Here is a 20478-nt window from a genome sequence, read left to right as displayed (position 1 = left end):
GGCCCGGTCGCCCGGTCGGACCGAGCCCGACCCCGAGGCAGGACGCGCATGGCGACCCACGACGGCGACCGCACGGCTGGCGGCGTCGCCCGCACGATCGGGCGCGTGGCGCTCGGCGGCTTCCTCGCGTTCGCGGGCACGAGCCACCTGACGTTCGCGCGCGAGGAGTTCCAGGCGCAGGTGCCCGCGTGGGTGCCGGTGGGCACCGACGCCGTGGTCGTCGGGTCGGGGATCGTCGAGATCGCCCTCGGCACGGTCCTGGTCGTGGCGCCGCGCCGCTACCGGCCGTGGGTCGGCGCGGCCGCGGCGGCGTTCTTCGTCGCGATCTTCCCGGGCAACGTCGCGCAGTACCTCGAGGGCAAGGACGGCTTCGGGCTCGACACCGACGCCAAGCGCCTCGCGCGGCTGCCGTTCCAGGGCCTGCTCGTGGTGTGGGCGCTGTGGTCGACCGGCGCGTGGCGCGCGTGGCGCGCGCACCCGCGGCGCTGACCTCGCGAGAGGCTGGGTGCGTGACGCACCCCGCCCCGCCCCCGCCCGACCGCTACGCCGCCGTCGTCCGCGCGAACCTCACGACGCCGTGGCCGTACCACCTCGTGCACCTCGCGGGGTCGCCCGCCGACGTGCGCACGCCCGCCGAGCTGTACCCCGCGTTCCACACGTCGTTCGACTGGCACTCGTGCGTCCACATGCACTGGCTGGGCGTCGAGGTGCTCGCCGCGGGCCACGAGGACGACGCGCTGCGTGCGCTGCTGTCGGCGAACCTCACCCCGGAGCGGGTCGCGGGCGAGGTCGCGTACCTGCGCGCGCACCCCGCGTTCGAGCGGCCGTACGGCTGGGCGTGGGCCGCGCGGCTCGCGGCGTCGTGCGCGGCGGCCGGCGCGGCCGGCGACCCCGCCGCGGCCGCGTGGGCCGAGGCGACCGCCCCGCTGGCCCGCACGGTGCTCGACCTCGTGGTGCCGTGGGTGGCGCGCACCGAGCACCCCGTGCGGCACGGCGTGCACTCGAACACCGCGTTCGGGCTCGCGCTGCTGCTCACGGCGGCCGACGACCTCGGGCACGACGACGCCGCCGACGCGTTGCGCACGCACGCGCGCCGGCTGTACGGCGCCGACCGCGGCTGGCCCGCCGCGTGGGAGCGCAGCGGGCACGACTTCCTGTCCCCCGGCCTCGCCGAGGCCGACCTCATGGCCCGCGTGCTGCCGCCCGACGAGCTCGCCCCGTGGTTCGCGGCGTTCCTGCCGCGGCCGGACGAGCTCACCGCACCCGCGCGCGTGGTCGACCCGACCGACGGGCACGCCGTGCACCTCGACGGCCTCAACCTCTCGCGCGCCGGTGCGCTGTTCCGCCTCGCCCGCGCGCTCGACGAGAGCGCGCTGCGCGATGCGGGCGACCGGCTGCTCGCCGCGGGCCTGACGTCGCTCGCGAACGACGACTTCGTGGCGACGCACTGGCTCGCGTCGTTCGCGTGGGACGCCACGACGAGCCGCTGACGCGGGTCCGCGCGGACGCTGCGGCCCGACGACGCGCGCCCCCGGACGTGGGGCCGCCCCCGCACCGTCGACCCGGTGCGGGGGCGGCTGTCTCTCGACGTCAGCCGACGCGCACCAGCTGCCACTGCTGGTTGGCGCCGTTCCAGCCGTCGTACTGCACGACGTTCGCTCCGTCGGCGGTCGACGCACCCTGCACCTCGAGCACCTTGCCCGAGTTCCGGTTCTGCAGCGTCGCGTAGCCGCCGCTGATCGTCACGTTCCACTGCTGGTTGGTGCCGTTGAGGTCGGGCCACTGCACGACCTCGCCGCCGTTCGCGGTCGAGAAGTTGGACACGTCGAGCACCTTGTTGGACAGCCGCGACTTGAGGCGGTAGCCGCCGTTGCCGGACGCGACGAACTGCCACTGCTGCTGGTTGCCGTCGTTGCGCGACCACTGCACGATGTCGGCGCCGTCCGCGGTCGACAGGTTGTACACGTCGAGGGCCTTGCCGCTGTTGCGGTTGACGAGGACGTACCAGGCGCTGGTGTCGATCGACGTCGAGCCGCCGTTGTTCCCGCCGCCGTTGCTGCTGCCCGCGTTGAGCGCGTTGAGCGTCGACGTGTACGCGGCCTTCTTGTTGCCGTTGCCGTCGAAGAGCAGCGGGTTCTTGCCCGTGCGCCACGAGTCCGTGTCCCGCACGCCCCACACGGTGATGCCGGTGCAGCGGCTCACGGCGAGGCACGCCTCGACGACCTGGCGGTAGGCGTTCGCCTGGTTCGAGCCCTGCTCGATGTCGAGCTCCGTGATCTGCACGTCGACGCCCAGGTCGGCGAACCGCTGCAGGTTGGCGCGGTAGTCGCTGGGGATCGTCGTGCCGAAGTGCGACTGGAAGCCGACGCAGTCGATCGGGACGCCGCGCGCCTTGAAGTCCCGGACCATGTCGTAGACCGCTGTCGACTTCGGGTTGATCGAGTCGGTGCCGTAGTCGTTGTAGCAGAGCTTGGCGCCCGGGTCGGCGGCGCGGGCGGCGCGGAACGCGGCCTCGATCCAGTCGTTGCCGGTGCGCTGGAGGTTCGAGTCGCGGCGCGAGCCGCGGCCGTCGTCGGCGAAGGCCTCGTTGACGACGTCCCAGGCGTAGATCTTGCCCTTGTAGTGCGTCGCGACCTGGGTCACGTGGTTGAGCAGCGCCTGCCGCAGCGCGCTGCCGGACATGCTCTGCATCCAGCCGGGCTGCTGCGCGTGCCACGCGAGCGTGTGCCCGCGCACCTTCTTGCCCTTGCCGAGCGCGTCGTTCACGATCCGGTCGCCGTTGGTGTAGCTGAACTGGCCCCGGTTCGGCTCCGTGGCGTCCATCTTCATCTCGTTCTCGGCCGTGATCATGCCAAACTCGCGGTCGACGATCCCCATGTACGTGGCGTCGTTCATGCGACCGGCCGCGATCGCGGTCCCGAAGTAGCGGCCCTTCTCGGAGGCCGCGGCGTGCAGCGTGCTGCCGGCCGCGACCGCGGGCGCCGACAGCGTCAGCGTGAGGGCCGCGGCGACGCCGGCGGTCAGCAGGGCCGCCGCCCTGCGCCGGCCCGTGGTGCGTGGTGTCGTGCTCACCGGATCTCCTCTGGGTGGGTGGGTCGACGCGCGGGCGCGCCGGGGGGTGACGCGCCGCGTGCGGGCGCGCCGGACCGGACCGGCGGCGCACGCCGCCGGCACCGGCCGGGTCGAGGGGTCAGGGCGCCGTGAGGTCGAACCGCCGCACGGTGACGGCGCCGCCGAGGGCCTGCGTCGCGTGGTTGAAGATGCCGAACCTGTAGCCCATGAAGAACTGCCAGTCGGCGTTGAGCGTGAACGCGGGGCCCAGCGGCGTGAACGTGCGACCGTCGGTGCTCCACGAGAACGTCGCCTGGCGGCCCGAGCCGGGCCGGATGTCGGCGGTGACCCGCAGCCACACCCGCGTGCCCGGCAGCGCGGCCGAGGCCCGCTCGGTGCCCGTGCCCGTGGTGTTCCACGACGAGTCCATCGTCAGGCCGTCGGTCATGACGACCCGCCGCGCCCCGTCCGAGCCCCGGACCACGCCGATCCACGCCGAGGACTGCCGCAGCATCGCCAGGCCCGTGCGGTCGCCGTTCGCCATGCCCGCGACGTCGAGCTCGACGGTCGCGGTCGACGACGGGCCCTGGACGCGGTGCGTCAGCGTGTTGCGCGCGGCGTACAGGTCGCGCGTGACGGTCGCCGTGCGCAGCGTGAGCCCGTCGGACACCGTGAACCGCGACGTGTCGGGGTTGTGGTTCCACTCCCACTGCGGGCCGAGCCGCGTGCCGGCGAACGTGTCCGTGCCGGTGAGGGGCTTGACGGTACGGGTCGTGGTGATGTTCGGGCGGGGGTAGGCCGCGCCCCAGCGGCCGTTGACGGTCTGGACCGACGGCCAGCCGTTGCTCCACGTGATCGGCGCGAGGGTCGGCATGCGTCCGCCGGGGTAGGCGTCGGTGAACGCCATGTACCACCAGTCGCCGTTCTGGGTCTGCACGATCCCGCCCTGGTGCGGCACGCCCCCGCCGGTGATCGGTCCGGGCAGGTCGAGCAGCACCTGCCGCTGCTCGTAGGGGCCCCACGGCGAGGTCGAGCGCAGCACGTACTGGCCGTTGGCGGGCCGCGTGAGCCAGATGTAGTAGTAGCCGTCCTTCTTGTAGAACCGCGCGCCCTCGAGCGTCCCGACGTTCGAGGGCGTCTGGTACACCTGCTGCGCGCGCACCTGCTGCGTGCCGTCGGCGTTGAGCTGCGCGACGCTGATGGTGCCGTTGCCGTAGGCGACGTACATGGTGTCGTCGGTGTCGACCAGCAGCCCGGCGTCGTAGTAGCACTGGTTCATGCGGGCCTTCTTGGTCCACGTGCCGTCCACCGCGGACGCGGTGTAGACGTACGTGCGGTTGAACTCGGTGCAGCCGTACCAGTAGTACGTCTGGTTGCTGGCCCGGTAGCCGAGCGTCGACGCCCAGATGCCCTTGACGTAGCGGTGCCCGCCGACGAGGTCGTAGCGCTGGTCGTCGAAGTCGAGGCGAGGCACCGAGTGGCCCGCGAACTCCCAGTTGACGAGGTCGTAGGAGCGCAGGATCGGGGCGCCCGGCGAGTAGTGCATGGTCGACGCCGAGTAGTAGTAGGCGTCGCCGACGCGGATGATGTCGCCGTCCGCGAAGTCCTGCCACACCACGGGGTTGGTGAACGACCCGCCGGCCGGCGGCGTCGTCGGGGTGGGGGTCGGGGTCGGGGTGGGGGTCGTGCCGCCGTCGGCGCGCACGAGCTGCCACTGCTGGTTGGCACCGCCCCAGCTCGTGTACTGCACGATCTCGGCGTCGTCGGCCGTCGAGGCGTTCTGCACCTCGAGCGCCTTGCCCGAGTTCCGGTTGACGAGCGTGACGTACCCGCCCGCGACGTCCTGCAGGCGCCACTGCTGGTGCGCTCCCCCGTTGTCGGACCACTGCACGACGCGGGCGCCGTCGGCCGTGGAGGCACCGGTCACGTCGAGGACCTTGCCCGAGTGCTGCGACACGACGCGGTACCAGCCGCCGCCGGCGTCGACGAACCGCCACTGCTGGTTGGTGCCGCCCGAGCGGGTCCACTGCGTGAGGCGCGCACCGTCGTTCGTCGCGAACCCGTACACGTCGAGGGCCTTGCCGCTGCCGCGGTTGACCAGCGCGTACGTCGCGCCCGTGTCCGGGGTGGCGGCCGACGCCGGGGTGGCCGCGACGGTCGCGAGGACGCCGGCGGAGACCGCCGTGACGAGCGCGAGCAGCGCGCCGAGCGCGCGTCGGGGGCGGGCGGGGCGAGGGAGGGACATGGCGTGCTCCTCGGGCGGGCGCACCGCCGACGACGTCGTGTGATCGTTCACACCATGTCGCACGACGTCGGTGTCGTGCACGGCGGGATGGCGTCATGCTGCCCACGGCGCGCCGCCGCCGACAAGACCTCACGCGGTGTCGAAGCGTTTCACCACACGTGCGGGGTCACGGCACGGACGGACCTCACGGCGTCGCGAGCTCGAACCGCCGCACCGTCGCGGTCCCGCCGAGCGCGACGGTCGCGTGGTGGAAGATCCCGACGCGGTACCCCATGAAGAACCGCCAGTCGGCGTCCAGCGCGAACGACGGGCCCAGCGGCGCGAACGTCCGGCCGTCGGCGCTCCACGCGAAGGCCGCCCCCGCACCGCCGGGCCGCACGTCGGCCTCGACGCGCAGCCACACGCGCGCCCCCGTCAGCGGCGCCGCCGCGCGCTCGGTCCCGGTGCTCACGGTGTCCCACGACGCGTCCATCGTCAGGCCGTCGGTCATGACGACCCGGCGTGAGCCGTCCGCCTCGTGCCGCACGCCCACCCAGGCGGACGTCTGGCGCAGCATCGCGAGCCCCGTGCGGTCGCCGGGCAGCGTGCCCGCCAGGTCCAGCTCGACCGTGACGGTCGAGGTCGGTCCCTGCAGCCGGTGCGTCAGCGTGTTGCGCGCCGCGTACAGGTCGTCGGTGACCGTCGCGGTCGTGAGGTGCAGGCCGTCGCCCACCGTGAACCGCTCGACGTCGGGGTCGTGGTTCCACTCCCAGCGCGGCGCGAGCCGCGGACCGGGGAACGTGTCCGCCCCCGTGAGCGGCTCCACCCCGGGCCCGGGCCCGAGCGCGGGACGCGGGTACGTCGTGCCCCACCGGCCGTCGACCGTGCCGAGCACCGGCCAGCCGTCCTCCCACGTCACGGGCGCGAGCGTCGGCATGCGACCGCCCGGGTAGGCGTCGGTGAACGCCATGTACCACCAGTCCCCCGCGGGCGTGCGCACGAGCCCGCCCTGGTGCGGCACGCCGCCGCCCTCGACCGGCCCCGGCAGGTCGAGCAGCACCTCGCGCAGCTCGTAGGGCCCCCAGGGCGACGCCGAGCGCAGCACGTACTGCCCGTTCGCGGGGCGCGTCAGCCAGACGTAGTACGTCCCGTCGACCTTGTAGAACCGGGCGCCCTCGAGCACGCCGATGCTCGCGGGCGTCTCGAGCACCACCTGCGAACGCACCTCGCGCGTCCCGTCGGCGCTGAGCTGCGCGACGCTGATCGTGGTGTTCCCGTACGCGACGTACAGCGTGTCGTCGTCGTCGACGAGCAGCCCCGCGTCGTAGTACGGCGTCTCGAGGCGCGCGCGGCGCGTCCACGGCCCCTCGACCGCGGGCGCCGTGAACAGGTACGTGCGGTCCTGCTCGACGCACCCGTACCAGTAGAACGTCGCGTCGCCGGGCCGGTAGCCCAGGGTCGACGCCCAGATGCCCTTGACGTACCGGTGCCCGCCGACCAGGCCGTAGCGCTCGTCGTCGAAGTCGAGACGCGGCACCGAGTGGCCCGCGTGCTCCCAGTGCACGAGGTCGTACGACCGCAGGATCGGCGCGCCCGGCGAGTAGTGCATGGTCGACGCCGAGTAGTAGTAGACGTCGCCGACGCGGATGACGTCGCCGTCGGCGAAGTCCTGCCAGACCACCGGGTTGGTGAACACCCCCTCGGCCGGGGGCGCCGCCTCCGGGCGGTCCCCGGCGGGCTGCCGGTCGGCGGGCGGGGGTGTCGTCAGGACGTCGTCGGCCACGCGGGCATTCTGCCCCGGCCGCGCGCGGGCCCGGCGCAGGGCACCCGGCGCGCCCGCGTCACGCCCCTGCGGCCGACGGCGCGGGCGGCAGGGTCACCGTGAACGTCGTGCCCTCGCCGACCGCGCTCGTCACGCCGACGTGCCCGCCGTGCGCCTCCACGACCGCACGCGTGATCGCGAGCCCCAGGCCCACGCCGGGCACCGCCCGCCGCGTCGCCGTGCTCGCGCGGTAGAAGCGCTCCGTGAGGTGGGTCAGCTCGTCGGGCGGGATGCCGATCCCGGTGTCGCTCACGGCGAGCCGCCCGCCGCCGTCGGCCTGCGGGCGCACCACGAGACGCACCGTGCCGCCGCGGTCGGTGAACTTCAGCGCGTTGGCCACGAGGTTGTCGACCGCCTGCCCGAGCCGCAGGGGGTCGGCGTGCGCGGGCGTCGGCGCGAGGTCGCTCTCGAGCGTGATCCCGGCGGCGGCCGCCGCGGGCGCCGCGGTCGCGAGCGACGCCGCGGCGATCGTCGCGAGGTCCACGGGCTGCGGCGAGATCGAGAACGTGCCCGCGTCCATCTGGGCGGTCAGCAGCAGGTCGCTCACGAGGCGCAGCTGACGGCGCGCGTTGCGGTCGATGATCTGCAGGTACTCGCGCTGGTCCTCCGTCAGCTCCTCGGTCTCGTCGAGCAGCAGCTCGACGTAGCCGAGCACGGCCGTCAGCGGGGTCCGCAGCTCGTGGCTCACGAGCCCGACGAACTGGTCCTTGAGCCGCGCGGCCTCGCGGTCCGCCGTCACGTCGGTCGCGACGACGACGTAGCCGACGACCGCCCCGTCGTGGTCGGTGCGGCGCGTCACCGCGGGGTGCACCGTGACGTGCGAGCCGTCGCGACGCACGTACGTCCAGTCCCGTACGTCCTTGCCGGCCGCCGCGCGCGGCGCCAGGACCGACCGCAGCAGCGTGGGGTGGTCGGACGCCGCGGGCGGCGCACCGTCCTGCGGGTCGCGTTCGAGCAGCTCGTCGAGCAGGTGGAACTCGGTGAGGTACCGCCGCCCCACGACCTCGCCCTGCGCGAACCCGAGCAGCCGCTCGGCGCCCGCGTTGAACACCTCGACCATCCCGTCGGCGTCGGTCGCGATGATCGCCTGCTCGGTGGCCGAGTCGATCACCGACACGAGCTGCTGGTGCGCGGCGCGGCGCAGCGACACGGACTTGCCGAGCGACGCGGCCGCCTCCCGTGTCCGGCGCAGCGCGTCCGCCTGCTCGGCCTGCAGCCGCGCGAGCACCTTGTTGCGCTGCCGCAGGCGCGCCGTCGACTCCTGCACGACGAGCCCGATGATGAGGGCGATGGCCGCGACGAACAGGCTGCGGACGACGACGGTCTGGGAGGCGTGCGTCGAGGGGCTCAGCGCGAGCCCGAGCAGCACGGTCGCAGCCGCGCCCAGCGTGCCGAGCAGCACGCCGACCATGCCGGCGCGCGCGGCGAGCGCGAGCGCGGGCAGCAGCACCATGCCCGCGAACGGCGACGTCATGCCGCCGGACCCCTGCCGCAGGGCCGCGACCGCGACGAACTGCAGGAGGGCCAGCGCCTCGGGCGCCCACTCCGGCAGCCGCTCCCACGGCACGAAGGCCGCGAGCACGAGGCACGCGACGGTGACGGCGGCCGCGAGGACCACCGCCGAGCCGGAGGTCGCCTCGAGCCCCGGCGAGAGCAGCGCCAGCAGCGCGAGCGTCATGAGGATCGCGAACGGCAGCTGCCGCTCGACCACGGACGCGCCCGAGCCGAGGTACCGCGCGACCGGGCCGAGGTAGCGCAGCTCCGGCTGCGGCGAGGCGGTCGAGGCCTTCTCGTCCTCGCGCGGCGCGGCGTCCTCGAGGGCTGCCGCGTCGACGGCGTCGCGGCGGGACGGGCTCATCGGACGGCCGCGACGACCAGGACGACCAGGACGGTCAGCAGCGCGGCGCACGCGCCGGCCACCGTGAACCAGCGCTCCGCGCGCCGGTTCGCCTCGATCTCGTGGCGCAGGGCGTCGTCGGTCAGGCGCGCCCACGCCTGCGGTCCGTCGGCGTGCCGGTGTGCGTTCATGCCGTGACCCTGCCCGTCTTCTCGGTCTTGTCCCACGTCTGCGCCGCTCCGCGCCACTCCCGCACGTACGCGTCCAGTGTGATGGCGCACAGCAGCGGTCCGTAACCCACGAGGTACAGCAGGGGTCGCGACGCCCAGCCGAGCAGCCGCGTGCCCTCGACGTCGCGGATCAGCCGCGCGAGCACCATCGACAGCACCGGCCACGAGTAGAGCAGCAGGGTCCACGCCTCGACGCCCGCGGGCGTCAGCGTGATCCCGAGCCAGGCGGGCACGGTGTCGAGCCAGAACCCGGGCGTCGCCGACGCGACGACCAGCACGAGCGCACCCACGCCGGGGAACAGCAGGCCCTCGAACCACGAGCGACGCGCGGTGTCGAGGTCGACCAGCAGCGTCGTGATCGTGATGAACAGGTACGTGCCGAGCCCGAACCACCACAGCTGCCCGAACAGGGTCTGCGCGGTGCCCGGCGACACGAAGTACAGGCCGATGAACCCCGTGGACGCCGCGACGAGCGTGAACGGCAGCGCGAACACCGAGAACCAGACGAGCCCGAAGTCGAGCCGCCCGAGCCGGTGCCCGCGCGCGGGCCGGAACCACGTGCGGCGGAACCGCGCGGTGATCTGCACGTTGCCGCGCGCCCAGCGCACGCGCTGCTTCCACAGCGCGCGCACCGAGTCCGGCTCCTCGGCGAGCACGACGGCCTGGCCGTCGAACACGACCGTGCGGCCGTCGAGCTGCGTGAGGAACGTCGAGAACGTGTCCTCGGCGAGCGTCGAGGTGTCGATGCGGCCGCCGATCGCCTCGAGGTTGGCGCGCGTGTGCAGCTGCGCACCGCCCGCGAGGCACGCGACGGCGCCCATGACGTTCTGCGCGCGGCGCGCGCACGCCTGCGCGGTGACGTACTCGTAGCCGATGAACCGCGCGACGGCGCCGGGCCGCCCGCTGCCCTCGCGGATGTACGCGGTCACGGCGCCGACCTGCGGGTCCGCGAGGTGCCGGGTCATGCGACGCAACGAGTCGGGCCGGTAGATGACGTCGGCGTCCATGATGAGCAGCGCCTGCATCCAGTCGTCGCGCAGCAGGTGCTCGATGCCGTGGTTGAGCGTGTGCGCCTTGCCCTGGCCGCCCTGCTCACGCCGCAGCAGGTGGATGCGCCCCGGGTGCTCGGCGGCCTTCGCGCGCACGACGTCGGGCGTGTCGTCGGTGCTCGCGTCGTCGACCACGTACACGCGCAGCCGGTCCGCCGGGTACTCGAGGCGCATGAGCCGCTCGAGCGACGCCGCGAGCACGGCGCCCTCGTTCCAGGCGGGCACGACGACGGCGACGCGCGGCAGGTGCGAGGCCGCGCGCCGCAGGTGGTTGCGCAGGCCGTGCACCGGTACGAGCAGGTACTGGTAGACGCCCGCGAGCGCGGGGACGATCCCGACGACGACGAGCACGACGAGCAACGTGACGAGCACGTCGTGCCCGACCGCGGGCCAGCTCACGCCGTCCCCTGCGCGCCGCGCAGCCAGCGGTAGACGCCGACGTCGTCCGCGTGGTGCGCGTCGGTCGACGCGACGAGCGCGACGCCCGCGGCGCGCAGGCGCGCGACGACGCGCGGACCCGGGCAGCGCCACTTCTCGTTGACCTCGACCGGCGTGCCGGTCGCGACGAGCACGCCCGCGAGCGCGTCCAGCAGGTCGTCCGGGACGTCGTCCTCGGCGATCCCGACCTTCGGCAGGATCGAGAACGGGTGCGCGAGCTGCGCGCGCCCGGCGCGCTCGACGGCGCGCAGCGTGCCCGTCACCACGAGCTCGACGACGTCGGCGCGCGTGACGCGACCCTCGTCGAGCAGCCACAGGGTCGTCGACGGGCTCCACGGCCCGTCCGTCCCGGGGACCTGGTGGTCGGCGAGCAGCACGCGGTCGGCGCCCGAGGGCGTCCCGAGCGCGGCGAGCACGTCACGGGGCGCGTCGATCGTCCCGGCGACGTCGAGGATCTTCGCCTCGACGCCGGTGAGCACGCGCAGCCCCTCGACGGCCGGGAGCGCGGCGACCGCGGCGAGCATGGCGGGCACGTGCGTCGACGACGCGCGGACGTGGTCGACCATGCGGATCTCGCGGAGCCCGGCCCGGCGCGCGGCGGCGAGGTTCTCGGCCGGTGTGCTGCGGGCGTCGTCCGAGAACGTCGAGTGCACGTGGTGGTCGCCGTCGAGGCGGGGCTGCGTCATGGGGCGGGCAGCACCTCGTCCACGCCGAGGAACACGTCCTCGAGGTAGCGGACGTTCGCGATCTCGGTGTGCGCGACGTGCCGCGGCACGGCGCGTCCGAGGACGTCGTCGAGCAGGAGCGACGGCATGTCGACCCCGGCGGCGATCGTGAGCGGCATCGCCCCGGGGAACCGGGGGTTGACCTCGAGCAGCGCGGGCACGCCGTCGGCGTCGCGCTTGAGCTGGACGTTCGCGACCGAGGTCAGGCCGACGGCGCGGGCCACGGCGGCCGCGGTCGCGACGAGCTCGTCGTCGTGCAGCGTCACACCCGCCACCGCGACGCCCGAGTCGACGCGCAGCCGTGCGCGCGGCACCGCGGCGACGACGTGGCCGGTCGAGTCGGCGAAGACGTCGACGGAGTACTCCTGGCCGGGGAGGAGCTCCTGGACCAGCAGGTCGTCCTCGTCGTGCACCGCGTCGAGCTCGCGCTCGGAGGCGACGGTCCGCACGCCGCGCGATCCCGCGCCGCGGCGCGGCTTGACGATCACGGGGAACTGCCACCCGGACAGCGCCTGCGGCGTGCCGAGCAGCTCGGTGCGGGGCACCCGCAGAGCACCGGTGCAGGCGTGCGCGAGCGCGAGCTTGTCGAGGCACGTGTCGAGCGTGCGCAGCGACGGCGCGGCGAGCAGCGTCCCGGCGGCGGCGAGCTCGTCGCGCACCGCGGCCAGCCGCGGCAGCTCGACGTCGACGGTGGGGATCAGGACGTCGACCCGGTCGTCGGCGCACGCGCGCCGCACGGTGTCGACGAAGTCGTCGGCCCGGCCCGCGGGCACGAGGCGGCGCGCGTCGGCGGGGACCAGGTAGAGCCCGCTGGCCCACCGGTCCATGTCGGCCGCGAGGACCTCGACGTCGCCGCGGCGCAGCAGCGAGCGGATCACGGCGACGCCGGCGGGCCCGCCGGCCCCGGTCACGAGCACGCGGGTGGTGCGGGTCATGCGGTCCCCTCCCCTGCTGCCGTCTGCTCGGGCAGCGTCGCGGCGGCGGCGATGCCCGCCGTGGACGTGGTGGCCGCGAGCCCCGACAGCATCGCGGCGGCACGCACCGTCTCGAGCGGCTCGGCGTACGTGCCCGTGCCGAACCGCGACCAGTAGCGCGCGGTGGCCCGCACGGCGTCGGGCGCCATGTAGTCGCGGTGCGCCTGCGACGCGAACGCCGCGAGCATCTGCAGCTTGGTCTCGACGAACCCGTCGACGGGCACGAACCGGCTGGGCCGGTAGTCGATGGTCGACGACGGGCTCTGGAAGCACGCGAGGGCGGGCACGCGCCGCGTCGCGACCATCGTGGCCTCGTGGACGGCGCGGTGGTCCTGGTGGCGGTCGTGCGACGAGTGCGTGTACACGACGGTGGGCTGCACCTCGCGCACGGTGTCCTCGATGACGGTGATGAGACCGTTCGCGGGGTCCATGCGGGTGTCCTCGAAGTCGTGCAGGTACAGGCGCGCACCGATGACGCCCGCAGCGGCGAGCGCCTCGTGGCGTCGGACGTCGGCGTCGCCGCCGACCGCGCCGCCGGACAGCGTGAGGATGACGACGGCGTCGCCCGCGGCGCGGTGCGACGCGAGCGTCGCGCCCACGCCGATCTCGACGTCGTCGGGGTGCGCGCCGATCGCGAGCACGACGTCGCGCGCGCCCGCGGCGTCGCGGCGGCGGCGCGCCTCCGCGGCGAGCCCGGTGACCTTCTCGAGCAGCTGCGCGGCGGTCACGGGCTTGACGAGGAACTCGTCGGCGTCGCGGCGCAGGGCCTCGACCGCGTAGTCGACGGACGCGAACGCCGTCATCACCGCGACGGGCACGCCGGGCGCCTGCGCGCGCAGCTCGCCGAGCAGCTCGAGCCCGCTCATGCCGGGCATCTGGATGTCGGTGAGGATCACGTCGGGCGTCTGCCGCGCAACCTCCGCGAGCGCCGAGACGGCGTCCCCGCACACGGTGACGTCCATGCCGCCGCGTCGCTCCAGCACCGTGCGGAAGAACCCCGCGGTGTCACCGTCGTCCTCGACCACGAGAACCTTCGTGCGTTGCTCGGCCACTGCCGACCTCCTAGCCCCCACCAGCAGCGTCGTGGTCACGCTACGGCTTCCGGGGGCGTCCGTCGTGCCGCGTCTCGCGCGTCGTCACGGAGCGAGCGGGACGAACCGGGCGCATCGGGACGCACCGCCCTGCGCGACGTCCCGCCGGGCGGGTGAAAGCCGTCACGGTCGGCTCCGCGCGGCCGCCGCGAGACGTCGCGCGACCACCGGCGCGACCGCGACGGGCACCGTGCAGAGCGCGGCCACGCGCGCCCGTGCGGCGCCACGTCCGGACGCGAGCCAGCTTGCAGACCGACCGGTCCACTATATAGTGGACCGGTCAGTTCAGAACTGGTGGTGCGAGCGCGCGCCCGTCGACCCGACCCCCGCGCACCCCGCCGCGTCCGGGCCACCGCCCGCGACGCGCCCGCTCCGCGCCACCGGCACAGCATCGGAGCACCGCATGTTCGTCAGCACCCAGATCCAGCTCGCCGCCCGCCCGCAGGGCTGGCCGACCCACGACGACTTCCGCACCGTGCAGGTCACGCACGGCCCGCTGCAGGACGGCGAGGTCCGCGTCCGCAACGCGTTCGTCTCGGTCGACCCCTACATGCGCGGCCGCATGAACGACACCCGCAGCTACGTCGCGCCGTACGCGCTCGGCGAGACCGTCACGGGCGGTGCCGTCGGCCGGGTCGTCGAGTCCGCCGACCCGTCGCTGCCCGTCGGCACCGCCGTGCTGCACCAGCACGGCTGGAGCGACGCCGTGCAGGCCCCCGCCTCGACGTTCCGCGCCGTCGCCGAGATCCCCGGCGTGCCGCTCTCGGTGCACCTGCACGTGCTCGGCATGACCGGCCTCACCGCCTACGTCGGGCTCACCGCGATCGCCGGCCTGCGCGAGGGCGACACGGTGTTCGTGTCCGGCGCGGCCGGTGCCGTCGGGTCGAGCGTCGGGCAGATCGCCAAGCTCCTCGGCGCGGGCCGCGTCATCGGGTCCGCCGGCAGCGCCGAGAAGGTCGACGCGCTGACGTCGCGCTACGGCTACGACGTCGCGTTCAACTACAAGGACGGCGACGTGCGCGGCCAGCTCGCCGCCGCCGCACCCGACGGCATCGACGTGTTCTTCGACAACGTGGGCGGCGACCACCTCGAGGCCGCGCTCGACGCCTTCAACGACGGCGGCCGCGCCGCGCTGTGCGGCGCCATCTCCGGCTACAACACGACCACCCGCGCCCCGGGGCCGGACAACCTCGCGAACGTCATCACGCGCGGCCTCACGCTCCAGGGCTTCACGCTCGCCGGGTACCTGCACCTCGCGCCCGAGTTCACGCAGGCCATGACCGGCTGGTTCGGCGCCGGCACGATCGCCTACGACGAGACGGTCGTCGACGGCATCGAGCACACCGTCGACGCGTTCCTCGACATGATGCGCGGCGCCAACACCGGCAAGATGCTCGTCCGCGTCGACGGCTGAGCCCGCACGAGTCGAGGACCGGGACCGCGCGACACGACGCGCGACGGCCCGACCGACGGAGGCCCGCACCCGCCCGGGTGCGGGCCTCCCGCGCGCGGTCGTGGCGCGCGAGCGCGGCAGGCACCCGCCCGGTGCGCGGTCTCACCCGTCCGGCGTCGTCACACCGCGGCGCGCCGGACTCATAATCCGAGCATGGGTCTGGTCGACGAGTCGATGCCGCGGCTGCACGGCGGCCGCGGCCTGCTCGCGGTCATGTTCGGCGTCATGGCCGTGATCGTGCTCGTCGCGCTCGGCTGGTCCGTGAACCCGCAGGCGTCGGTGGTGCCGTGGGTCACGGTCGCGGCGCTGCTCGCGGCGCTGTCGGGGCTGACGCTGGTGCTGCCCGACCGCCGGTGGACGCAGCCCGCGCTCCTCGCGACGGGCATGGTCGGGCTGGGCGTGCTCGTGGCGTGCTGCCGCACCGCCGAGGGCATGATCTCGGTGTCGCTCGGCCTCATCACCGCGGCGCAGCTCGCCGCGTTCGCCTTCCCCGCGCGGCAGGCCGTGCCGCTGGTCGGCTTCGCGCTCGCCGTGACCACCGTCGGCATGGCCAACGCGGCAGCGCCGTTCCACCCGATGTCCTGGCTGTCCGTGATGGTCGTGACCGTCGCGTCGACGTCGCTGCTGGGCTACGTGACGCACTGGTTGCGGCACCACGCCACGACCGACGACCTCACCGGCGCGCTGACGCGCCGCACGCTGTTCGCCCGCGTGGGCGTCCTGCTGCGGCACGCCCGGCGCTCGGGTGCGCCCCTGGCGCTCGTGTCGGCGGACGTCGACGACTTCAAGGGAGTCAACGACACGCGTGGCCACCACGCGGGCGACGAGGTCCTCGCCTCGCTCGTGGCGACGTGGCGCTCGGCGCTCCGGGGGTCCGCGGCCGTCATCGGGCGCACGGGCGGCGACGAGTTCGTCGTCGCGCTCCCCGGGTACGACGAGGCGCGCGCCACCGCGTGGGTCGAGCGCACGCGCGCCGTCTCCCCCGCCCCGTGGAGCGCGGGGATCGCCGTCGCGACCCCCGACGACTCGGTGCCGGACCTGCTGCGCCGCGCCGACGCGGCGCTCTACGCGACGAAGCACGCCCGGGCCGGCGCGCCGCGCGAGCAGCACCCGGCGTGAGGCGCACGCTCGCTCGTGCGGCTCGTCACTCCCACGGTCGCGCGGCGAGCGCGGCCAGGTCGACCACGCGCCCGCCCGCGACGACGACGGCGCGCGGCACCCTCCGGACCAGCGCGTCCATCGGGTTCTCCGCGTCGAGCAGCACGACGTCCGCGCGCGCACCGGGCACCAGGTCGTGCACCTCGTCGGTCACGAACGGCGCGCCGTCACGGGTCGCGATCTCGACGACCCGGCGCAGGTCCTCGTCCCGCACCACGCCGCCGGCGCGCGCGTACTGCCACGCGATGCCGAGCAGGTCGCCGTCGCCGTAGGGGCTCCACAGGTCCCGGATGCCGTCGGTGCCGAACCCGAACCGCACCCCGGTCGCGTCCATCTCCGCCAGCGGGAGCTGCCGCATGCGCACCGGCGCGACGGTCGTCATCGTGACGCCGAGCGCCCCCATCCGGTCGAGCAGGTCACGACGCCGCGCCGCGTCGACGTCGACGACCGCGAACCCGTGCGCGACGTTGACCTTGCCGGGCGCGATCCCGTCCCGCTCCACGCGGTCGAGGATCAGCTCGATCTCGAACGCGCCCAGGTCGCCGGGCTCGTGCAGGTGGATGTCCAGCCCGCAGCCGTGCTCCGCGGCGATCCGGAACAGCCCGTCGAGCTGCCCCACCGGGTCCCGGTCGATCAGCGCCGGGTCGAGACCACCCACGTGCTCCGCACCCGCGGCGGCGGCCCGGTCCAGCAGCTCGAGGACGCCCGGTCGGCGCAGCACGCCGTCCTGCGGGAACGCCACGACGGTCAGCTCGATCGCGCCGTCCAGCGCGGCAGCCGCCTCGCGCACCGCGTCGATGCCGCGCAGCCCCACCCCGAGGTCGACGTCGACGTGGGTCCGCACGCGCGTGGTGCCGGTGCGCAGGTACTCGCGCAGCACGCGCTCGGCGACCGGCGCGCTCGGGATGCCGAGCTCGTCACGGCGGGCGCGCTCGTGCGCGATCCGCCCCTGCGTGCCGCCCTCGCCGCCGTAGGACTGCCAGGGCAGACCCCACCAGCTCTTGTCGGCGTGCGCGTGGGTGTTCACCAGGCCGGGCAGCGCAAGCAGCCCGCGCCCGTCGACGACCTCGGCCTCCGTCGTCGTCCCGTCCTGCGTGGGCCGGACCCAGACGATGCGGTCCCCCGCGACGCCCACGTCGGACGGGTCACCGCCCCACGGCCGCACGTCCCGGATGATCAGCGTCGCGTCGTCGTGTGCCACCGGACCATCGTGCCAGCGGGGTGACGGTGCCCCGCGCGACGCGTGCAGCCGCGGTGTCGCCGGCCGGGCCTACCGCGGCGCGGAACGGGGCCCGGACGCACGACGAGCCCGCCGTCGCCGGCGGGCTCGTTGTCTGCTCGCTTCCTGGACCGCTGCTCGTCCACGAAAGAACGTGAGCGAGAGCGTCATGGTGGGGTGGTGGCGGAATGATGTTGCCCACGGTGATCCTCGTCGACGACGAACAGGTGGCAGACGACCAGGTCCTGGTCGGGCCCGATCTGCACGAGCGCGCTTGAGAGTCGACGGGTCTCATGCATGTCGTCGACAGCAAGTTCATCCACAGAACCGCATGGATCTCGCCCTACGACGCCCCGGCGACGTAGGTCGACGAGCGCCGCGCCACTGACGGTCGAGCGCACAGAACGCCGTCCGCCCACCATTCTCCACACGACCCGCATGGCATCTCAGGGCGATCCGGACGCCCGGCCGATCCGCGACCTGAATCGGCGTGACGTGCCCAGCGCGAGCATCTACCGTGGCGTCGCACGCTGCATGGAGTGGATCAATGGCAGATCGCCCGGCTCCGGACCGGGAGGGTGCAGGTTCGAATCCTGCCTCCATGTCTCGTCCTGGAGTAGCTCACCGGAAGAGCACCCGGCTGTCACCCGGGAGGGTGCGAGTTCGACTCTCGCCTTCAGGTCCCTTTCCCGTTCGAGGAGTCTCATGCACGACGAGCCTCAGGCCGAAGCCTCGCCTTGGTACGCGGCAGGTCGACTACGGGCCGCCCTGCGCACGGCGGCCACGAGCAAGGACGCCGCCACGCGGGCCCGCGCCACGGCCAGAGCTGACCGCTGGCGCGCGGTGCTCGACGGAATGGCAGGCGGCGAGCTGGGGGTCGGCTCGCGTACGCCTGTGGCGGGCATGCCCGCCTGGGTCACCCTGGAGGTCGTGACCGGCGGCTTCGCGACCGGACGCCTGCTGGCTGAGCAACCACTCGACGAAGCGGAGACGTCGCGACTCGCCGCGTTGCCTCCAGGACCCGGTTCGACGTCGCGCGAGCGGCTGAACTTCTGGTACCTCAGCGACGCCGGACAGTCGGAGCTGCTGGCCGCACTGGCACATGACCGCTACCGCATCGACCTTCCCGAGCACGCGGCGCTCGCCGTGATCGCCCTCCTGGTCGATCACGGGAACGTCGAGGCCGCACTGGACCTCTTGGCAGAGATCGGCCCGTTCCTGAGTCGGCTGCGGTTCACCCCCCATCTCACCGAGCGGGCGGTGCCCACCGGAACCGGTGTCCACCTGGAGACCGTCGGGGCGATCCGGTCGGGGCTGCGGTCGTCCACGCCCCCGGCGCAGATCGTCGCGATGCGAGAGACGCTCACGCTGTGGGACCCGCTGTACGACGACCTCGTCGCGCTGTGGGCCGCGACTGTCGATGGCGAACTGCCACGCCTCGTCGACGGCGACGGCACCACCCGCGTGGAGGGTGGCTGGCCGGCCAGACGGTACCCGGACGACTGGGCGGTGCGGCGCGCGGCGTGGCTGGCCCGCTACGTCGAGACGGTCGAGCGGGCCGCGGTGTCGAGCCGGCACCAGCACTCCAAGAGCAACTTCAGCAGGCTCCGTCGCGCGCTCGCGGCGGCCGGGGACGACGGCGCCGGCCTCTCCGGCCGCGACGTGGGTTGGGTTCGTCGGGCGTTGGCCAACACGATCACCCGGCACGGCGCGCCGGGCAGTGAGGCGCGCGCGGCGCTGCGTGCGGTGCAGGCCGTGGTTGCGGCTCGGCCGACGCACGCCGCTCTGGCGCACCTCGTGGCGAACCGACTCGACCAGTTCCCGGCCGAGAGCGGCCTGCCCGACCTTGATCGGGTCGTCGCGGCCATCTCCCGTGCGGAGGAGCCGGCGCTCTCTGAAGATGCACCTGTGCCGCCCTCCGTGGTGCGGAAGGTCAGCCGTGCCCTCGAGGCGCCCGTCGAGGAGCTCATCGCCCGCGGGGTCATCGGCTCCGGTGAGGTGCTCGCCACGGTCCTGCCTCAGGTGACGGCTCCGTACGTGTCGGCGGGCATCGCCGACCCGGTGCTCGCAGGTCTGCATGCGCGCACCTACTCGGCGTTCCGGCGTCGGCGCAGCCTGCTGCTGCTGGACCTCGAGCACCAGGTGAGCTTTGACGAGCTGCCGTGGGTCGCCGCGGTGTCTGGCTTCCGCGACCGCAGCAGCTCGTCGAGACCCGCTCGGCAGGCCCTGACCAGATCAGTCCTGCTCGCGCTGGACTCATTCCCGGAGACGATCCTGCCCAACCCGCTGGTGCGTGAGCTCGGCGCGCTCGCAAGCGTGGCCGACGTGCGCCTTGCACTGGTCGACGAGGTCGCAGCGGACATCTTCATGGGGACCTTCACAACGAAGTGGCGGACCGCTGCCCGCGCGGCGAGCGAGGGCCTGCACGGATCGCTCTACGCCCGCTACTACGACCTGCCGGGCCCGGAGACCTGGGCGGCTGCTCCTCCGCCGAGCGGCTGGGCGCGGAAGGCTCGCAGGCGCTGGGGCAAGGAGACGGCTGACGACTTCGCCACGCTGTGCCGCACGCGGGCACGCGAGGCGGGCGCCGTCGGCCGCTCGTGGAGCGTGGCGGCGAACGGGGCAGTGCTCGAGCAGAGCCAGATCCTGACGACCCACAATCTCGCGGTCCTGACCTTCGCGCTCGACCTGGAGCCGACGCTTCGCGAACGTGCCCCCGAGCTGGCCGAGCGGGTGTTCTCCTGGATGCTCCACGCACACGCGCACCTCCCGGACCAGCACCACGCCGCGCTGCAGGCCGTCAAGAACATCGCCTACGGGTGGCGCCAGGCGATCTACCTCCTGAGCTTCTGCGACGAGCCGTCCCAGGCCTCGGCGGTGCGACGGCTCCACGACGCGACGGCCACCGGCAACGCCTCGCAGCTGCGGCCGGTCGTCGACGGCCTGGCGCACGTGCTCGCCGGCGGCCGCTTCGACGAGCTCGGAGTCGCCGAGGGCGGCACGGGACGACGGCTGCTCGGCTGGTCCGTCGGTGGACACTGGCTGGTGCCGCCCAGGGGCGCCTGATCCCGTGAGCGAAGGACCCGCCTCCCACCCGCGACATCCGCGAGCACGGCGACCAGGCCGTCGCGTGGGGTGACGACGTCGCCTCGACTCGCCTCAGAAGTCGACCGCCCCTGTGCGCCCGACGCCGTCCGCGGAACAGGA

Annotated in this window: 15 protein-coding genes and 2 tRNA genes; 7 read left to right on the top strand and 10 right to left on the bottom strand. The window is 74.1% G+C overall.

The features are described 5' to 3' along the window. The first annotated feature begins 48 nt into the window (after nt 1-48). Both CS2_RS00270 and CS2_RS00265 read left to right on the top strand, forming a co-directional pair. Nucleotides 49-489, top strand: a complete 441-nt coding sequence (locus CS2_RS00270; protein WP_070318396.1) for a DoxX family protein — start codon at nt 49-51, stop codon at nt 487-489. A 20-nt stretch (nt 490-509) separates the two neighbouring features. Further along, nucleotides 510-1490, top strand: a complete 981-nt coding sequence (locus tag CS2_RS00265) for a DUF2891 family protein (protein ID WP_082739566.1) — start codon at nt 510-512, stop codon at nt 1488-1490. Between the two features lie 100 nt (nt 1491-1590). On the opposite strand, the gene CS2_RS00260 is transcribed toward CS2_RS00265, so the two are convergent. From CS2_RS00260 to CS2_RS00225, 9 genes are all read right to left on the bottom strand, one after another. Continuing rightward, the gene (locus CS2_RS00260) at nt 1591-3072 is read right to left on the bottom strand and encodes a glycoside hydrolase family 10 protein (RefSeq protein ID WP_070318394.1); all 1482 of its coding nucleotides are present in this window, start codon (nt 3070-3072) and stop codon (nt 1591-1593) included. A gap of 118 nt (nt 3073-3190) precedes the next feature. Further along, the gene (locus CS2_RS00255) at nt 3191-5296 is read right to left on the bottom strand and encodes a family 43 glycosylhydrolase (protein ID WP_070318423.1); all 2106 of its coding nucleotides are present in this window, start codon (nt 5294-5296) and stop codon (nt 3191-3193) included. Between the two features lie 184 nt (nt 5297-5480). After that, nucleotides 5481-7058 (bottom strand): glycoside hydrolase family 43 protein, encoded by a 1578-nt coding sequence (locus CS2_RS00250; protein ID WP_233421012.1) that lies wholly within the window; start codon nt 7056-7058, stop codon nt 5481-5483. Nucleotides 7059-7116: 58 nt separating this feature from the next. Beyond that, the gene (locus tag CS2_RS00245) at nt 7117-8955 is read right to left on the bottom strand and encodes a sensor histidine kinase (RefSeq protein ID WP_082739550.1); all 1839 of its coding nucleotides are present in this window, start codon (nt 8953-8955) and stop codon (nt 7117-7119) included. Beyond that, nucleotides 8952-9125 carry a hypothetical protein gene (locus CS2_RS18680; RefSeq protein ID WP_156441926.1) on the bottom strand — a complete coding sequence of 58 codons (174 nt, stop codon included), beginning with the start codon at nt 9123-9125 and terminating at the stop codon, nt 8952-8954. Before CS2_RS18680 ends, CS2_RS00245 begins: the two co-directional genes overlap by 4 nt. After that, the gene (locus CS2_RS00240) at nt 9122-10612 is read right to left on the bottom strand and encodes a glycosyltransferase family 2 protein (RefSeq protein ID WP_070318393.1); all 1491 of its coding nucleotides are present in this window, start codon (nt 10610-10612) and stop codon (nt 9122-9124) included. Before CS2_RS00240 ends, CS2_RS18680 begins: the two co-directional genes overlap by 4 nt. Next, entirely contained in the window at nt 10609-11337 is a 729-nt protein-coding gene (locus CS2_RS00235; protein ID WP_070318392.1) for a PHP domain-containing protein, read from the bottom strand. Before CS2_RS00235 ends, CS2_RS00240 begins: the two co-directional genes overlap by 4 nt. Continuing rightward, a complete protein-coding gene (locus CS2_RS00230) occupies nt 11334-12311 on the bottom strand; it encodes an ATP-grasp domain-containing protein (protein ID WP_070318391.1) in 978 nt (325 codons plus the stop codon). The genes CS2_RS00235 and CS2_RS00230 overlap by 4 nt, the downstream gene beginning before the upstream one ends. Beyond that, nucleotides 12308-13402 (bottom strand): response regulator, encoded by a 1095-nt coding sequence (locus CS2_RS00225; RefSeq protein WP_070318390.1) that lies wholly within the window; start codon nt 13400-13402, stop codon nt 12308-12310. The genes CS2_RS00230 and CS2_RS00225 overlap by 4 nt, the downstream gene beginning before the upstream one ends. Before the next feature lie 442 nt (nt 13403-13844). Between CS2_RS00225 and CS2_RS00220 the strand changes: the two genes are divergently transcribed. Both CS2_RS00220 and CS2_RS00215 read left to right on the top strand, forming a co-directional pair. Further along, the gene (locus tag CS2_RS00220) at nt 13845-14855 is read left to right on the top strand and encodes an NADP-dependent oxidoreductase (RefSeq protein ID WP_070318389.1); all 1011 of its coding nucleotides are present in this window, start codon (nt 13845-13847) and stop codon (nt 14853-14855) included. Nucleotides 14856-15047: 192 nt separating this feature from the next. Continuing rightward, nucleotides 15048-16013 (top strand): GGDEF domain-containing protein, encoded by a 966-nt coding sequence (locus tag CS2_RS00215; protein ID WP_070318388.1) that lies wholly within the window; start codon nt 15048-15050, stop codon nt 16011-16013. A gap of 25 nt (nt 16014-16038) precedes the next feature. Here CS2_RS00215 and CS2_RS00210 read toward each other — a convergent pair whose 3' ends face one another. Beyond that, nucleotides 16039-17253 (bottom strand): amidohydrolase family protein, encoded by a 1215-nt coding sequence (locus tag CS2_RS00210; protein WP_046527953.1) that lies wholly within the window; start codon nt 17251-17253, stop codon nt 16039-16041. 551 nt (nt 17254-17804) lie between these two features. Between CS2_RS00210 and CS2_RS00205 the strand changes: the two genes are divergently transcribed. From CS2_RS00205 to CS2_RS00195, 3 genes are all read left to right on the top strand, one after another. After that, nucleotides 17805-17876 (top strand) — tRNA-Arg (locus CS2_RS00205). 5 nt (nt 17877-17881) lie between these two features. Then, nucleotides 17882-17953: transfer RNA gene (locus tag CS2_RS00200), tRNA-Asp, on the top strand. 23 nt (nt 17954-17976) lie between these two features. Then, a complete protein-coding gene (locus CS2_RS00195) occupies nt 17977-20337 on the top strand; it encodes a hypothetical protein (RefSeq protein WP_070318387.1) in 2361 nt (786 codons plus the stop codon). The last annotated feature ends 141 nt before the right edge of the window (nt 20338-20478 follow it).

Source organism: Cellulomonas iranensis NBRC 101100 = JCM 18110, from assembly GCF_001552375.1.
In the GTDB taxonomy this organism is placed as follows: domain Bacteria; phylum Actinomycetota; class Actinomycetes; order Actinomycetales; family Cellulomonadaceae; genus Cellulomonas; species Cellulomonas iranensis.
Note: the sequence above shows the minus strand (reverse complement) of the source record. Positions and strands in the feature narration are given on the sequence as shown.

Excerpts from the sequence above, each read along its gene's own strand:
- CS2_RS00255 (WP_070318423.1), bottom strand. The coding sequence starts at position 5,296 with ATGTCCCTCCCTCGCCCCGCCCGCCCCCGACGCGCGCTCGGCGCGCTG.
- CS2_RS00235 (WP_070318392.1), bottom strand. The coding sequence starts at position 11,337 with ATGACGCAGCCCCGCCTCGACGGCGACCACCACGTGCACTCGACGTTC.
- CS2_RS00220 (WP_070318389.1), top strand. The coding sequence starts at position 13,845 with ATGTTCGTCAGCACCCAGATCCAGCTCGCCGCCCGCCCGCAGGGCTGG.
- CS2_RS00245 (WP_082739550.1), bottom strand. The coding sequence starts at position 8,955 with ATGAGCCCGTCCCGCCGCGACGCCGTCGACGCGGCAGCCCTCGAGGAC.
- CS2_RS00215 (WP_070318388.1), top strand. The coding sequence starts at position 15,048 with ATGGGTCTGGTCGACGAGTCGATGCCGCGGCTGCACGGCGGCCGCGGC.
- CS2_RS18680 (WP_156441926.1), bottom strand. The coding sequence starts at position 9,125 with ATGAACGCACACCGGCACGCCGACGGACCGCAGGCGTGGGCGCGCCTG.
- CS2_RS00270 (WP_070318396.1), top strand. The coding sequence starts at position 49 with ATGGCGACCCACGACGGCGACCGCACGGCTGGCGGCGTCGCCCGCACG.
- CS2_RS00230 (WP_070318391.1), bottom strand. The coding sequence starts at position 12,311 with ATGACCCGCACCACCCGCGTGCTCGTGACCGGGGCCGGCGGGCCCGCC.
- CS2_RS00195 (WP_070318387.1), top strand. The coding sequence starts at position 17,977 with ATGCACGACGAGCCTCAGGCCGAAGCCTCGCCTTGGTACGCGGCAGGT.